Source organism: Streptomyces sp. NPDC048484, from assembly GCF_040651415.1.
GTDB lineage: Bacteria > Actinomycetota > Actinomycetes > Streptomycetales > Streptomycetaceae > Streptomyces.
Genome location: NZ_JBEZJY010000124.1, coordinates 1 through 3,144, shown reverse-complemented (window position 1 = coordinate 3,144; position 3,144 = coordinate 1). Strand labels below are relative to the sequence as shown.

The 3,144-nt window shown below is 64.2% G+C and carries 2 protein-coding genes and 1 pseudogene; 1 reads left to right on the top strand and 2 read right to left on the bottom strand.

Annotated elements, in window-relative coordinates; translation table 11 throughout:
- Positions 1–292 precede the first annotated feature (292 nt).
- Positions 293–442 (bottom strand): annotated as a pseudogene (locus AB0D14_RS44795) (transposase); the annotation flags it as partial.
- A gap of 83 nt (positions 443–525) precedes the next feature.
- On the opposite strand from AB0D14_RS44795, the gene AB0D14_RS44790 reads away from it, so the two are divergent.
- Positions 526–1,089: a TIGR03086 family metal-binding protein gene (locus AB0D14_RS44790; protein WP_362791248.1), complete on the top strand. Its 564-nt coding sequence runs from the start codon at positions 526–528 to the stop codon at positions 1,087–1,089.
- 113 nt (positions 1,090–1,202) lie between these two features.
- Here the strand turns inward: AB0D14_RS44790 and ltrA are convergent, their stop codons facing one another.
- Positions 1,203–2,465, bottom strand: coding sequence for a group II intron reverse transcriptase/maturase (gene ltrA / locus AB0D14_RS44785; protein WP_362791245.1), 1,263 nt, complete (start codon positions 2,463–2,465; stop codon positions 1,203–1,205).
- Between the last annotated feature and the right edge of the window lie 679 nt (positions 2,466–3,144).

Below are 3,144 nucleotides of genomic sequence, written 5' to 3'. Positions count from 1 at the left end.
GCTTCCCGGGCTCTTCTCGCACCAAGCTGGGACATGACGCCACGTCACACACGAGACCGGCGAACCGGACCGACCGCCTTCACGCAATGACCCTGCCCCACGACCAGAAGCCGGCCCCAAAGAGTCAGAGCCTGTGTCGTATCGTCAAGATCTCTAAAGAGGTCGCGCAGATAGGCACGGTAAGGGGACTTCGGTAGCAGAACGGGAACAGGTCCTGGTGATCATGGAGTTGCGACGTTCTGTGATCACGGAGGAGCCCTGTGACCGCGCTTCCATCGTGGCTGACCGAACCGCTCTCACAAGGACCAGCCGTGCTGGTGTACTGGCGCTGCACACCGACCCTGTGCGTGCCCTTCTTCAGGTCACCGGTCTCGTCGACTACCGGGACGACGACGTCAGTGCCGAGGTGGTCGACGACGAAGCCGCGCAGGTCGTCGAGGACGGCGACCCCGGACGGCCCACCGACGACCCCGTCGTCTGACCTCCGTTCGGGGAGGGTGGAAGATCACGGCGTAACGTACTGCCATGACGAATTCATCCCTGCAGTTAATTCCCGATGCCATCAACCGCTTCGGCGCACGAGTGCACGCGGTCGACGGCCACCGATGGAACGATTCGACGCCGTGCACCGAGTGGACCGTTCGGGACCTCGTCAACCACCTGGTCAGCGAGCACTTGTGGGTGCCGCACCTGCTCGCCGGAGAGTCCCTGGAGCAGGTGGGCGACCGCTACGATGGCGACATGGTCGGCGCAGATCCCGTGCCCGCGTGGGACGAGGCCGCGGAACGCTCCCTCGCGGCGTGGAAGGGTGCCGATCTTTCCGGGACAGCTCGGTTCTCCTTCGGGGAGGCCCCGTTGACCATGTACGCGGACCAGATGCTCGTCGACCTGACCATCCACGAGTGGGACCTGGCCCGCGGGTGCGGCCAGCCCGAGTGGCTCGACCCGGCCGCGGTCGACCATAGCCTGGCCTACGCGCGTGCCAACGCCGAGAGAGTGGCAGGCTTGGGAATCTTCGCTGCTCCGGTGCGCACCACCAGCACCGATCCCGCCGTTCAGCTTCTTTCCTTGCTGGGGCGCGCAGTATGACGGGTCCGATTCACGTGGGCCTTGACCGCCGAGTAGCCGAGGGGATTCTCACCCCTCGGCCCTCACAGATCCGTACGTGACGATCTCTCGTCATACGGCTCTTGTCGTTCTGGTCACCAGACGCGGGGGGCATGGGTGGTCCAGGCCCAGTGGGCGAAGAACCGGGGTCGGCGTGCGACGGCCTGGTTCCACGCGATCTGGGCTTTCTTCCTGCCCCGCAGCCGTTTGAACTTCTTGCGCATCCACCGCATCACGTAGGCGTTGACGCGTTCCAGGAGGGGATGCAGGGCCGACTGGTAGAAGGCCCCGTAGTACGCCATCCACCCGCGGATGATCGGGTTGATGAACCGTGCGAGGTCTGCTTCGGTCAGGCTGGTGCGGTGGTGCAGTCGCCAGAACCGCACCTCGGAACTGATCCTGCGCAGGGCTTCCCCGCTGATGGCGGGGAGGAACGACCGGAACATCTGGCCGTCCTTGCGTACCGCGGAGCGTGTGCGGAAGGTGAACCCCAGGAAGGTGAACTCGGTGTGCTCGTACGAGACACGCCGGTTGGCATCCTGGCAGTACACGATCCGTGTCTTCTCCGGGTGCAGTTCAAGCCCCACCTCGGCCATCCGCTTCCTGATCGCCGCGAGCACGAAGCGTGCCTGGCGTTCGCTGACGCAGTGGACCACCGCGTCGTCCACACACCGTTCGAACCCGAGGGCGGGGAAGTTCCGCGCCATCCAGGTGTCGAAGGCGTAGTGGAGGAAGAGGTTGGCGAGGACGGGCGAAACCGATGAGCCCTGGGGCGTCCCCCGGTCCCGCTCGTGCCGTGTCCCGTCGGGCAGTTGCAGCGGTGCGGCGAGCCATCGCCGCACATACAGCTGGACCCAGGACTGGGACGGATCAGTGTGGGCGGCGACCGCCTTGAGGACCAGGTCCCACGGAACGCTGTCGAAGAACGCGCGGATGTCCAGGTCGATGACCCAGTCCGCCTTCCAGCAGCGCTCCCGGCACCTGCCCACAGCATCGATCGCCGACCGCCCGGGACGATAGCCGTAGGAGTCGGGGTGAAAGACCGGCTCGGCCTTCGCCTCCAGCACCCCGGCAACCACCGTCTGGGCTATACGATCCCCGATCGTGGGCACGCCCAGAATCCGGACGCCCCCTTTCTTGGGGATCTCCACCGCACGCACCGGGGGCGGAAAATAGGTGCCGGAGGAGAGACGATTCCAGATCCGGTACAGATTGTTCTTCAGATCCTTCTCGAATTCTTCCATCGACACCGCATCCACACCCGGTGCACCCTTGTTCGACCTGACCTTCTCGTACGCCTCCCAGACGGACTGCTTGGAAATATTGAACGGCTTGCCTGATGCTTTCAACTCGTTCACGCGACTCCTCCCGGGTAACGCCCGGTTGATCGAATAAACACAGTCACGAACGACCCGGCCCCTTCGCTCCGCCCCGATTACAGGGGTTTCGTCACTACTACGAGCCGGTCCGCCGGCGTGCTTGGCGTCGGTACTCAGTCCCTCACGGCTTCGGACCGCCGGGGACGCTCCCTCTCTCCCCGCTCACCAGCGGAGACGCATCCAAGCCCGCCTTCTCCTGTTCCGTACGAAGGCCGCAGACCGGGCTCGCGTCGCCTGCATGCCGGACACCGCCTGGCCGGTAAGCGGGCACCCGCCAGACTCATCCCGGGACTGCCTTGACACCCGGTTCTGATGTCAACTCTACTTTTCGACACGTCAGCAGCGATTCACTTGCGTTCGCCTTCCCGATCCCCACCTGACGTCTCAGCGGACGCCTTTTCCTCATCGTTCACCACGGCAGTCTTCAGCTAGCGCAGCATGAGGTGGTTTAAATTCTCCCCCCGCAGGACGAATTTGAAGGGCCAAACCTTCATCCTTCGTACAGCATCGCTACAAGAAGAGTTCCTACATGCTTCTTCCTTTCGCGTTCAGGACACAACAATGCCGGGTAGTTAGCGTTTTCGCAGGTCACGCAAGTGGGGCTGGAGACCACGGTGTTGCGGCGTAGAGGCCGGGGCCGAGCTTGTGGATGAGGCCG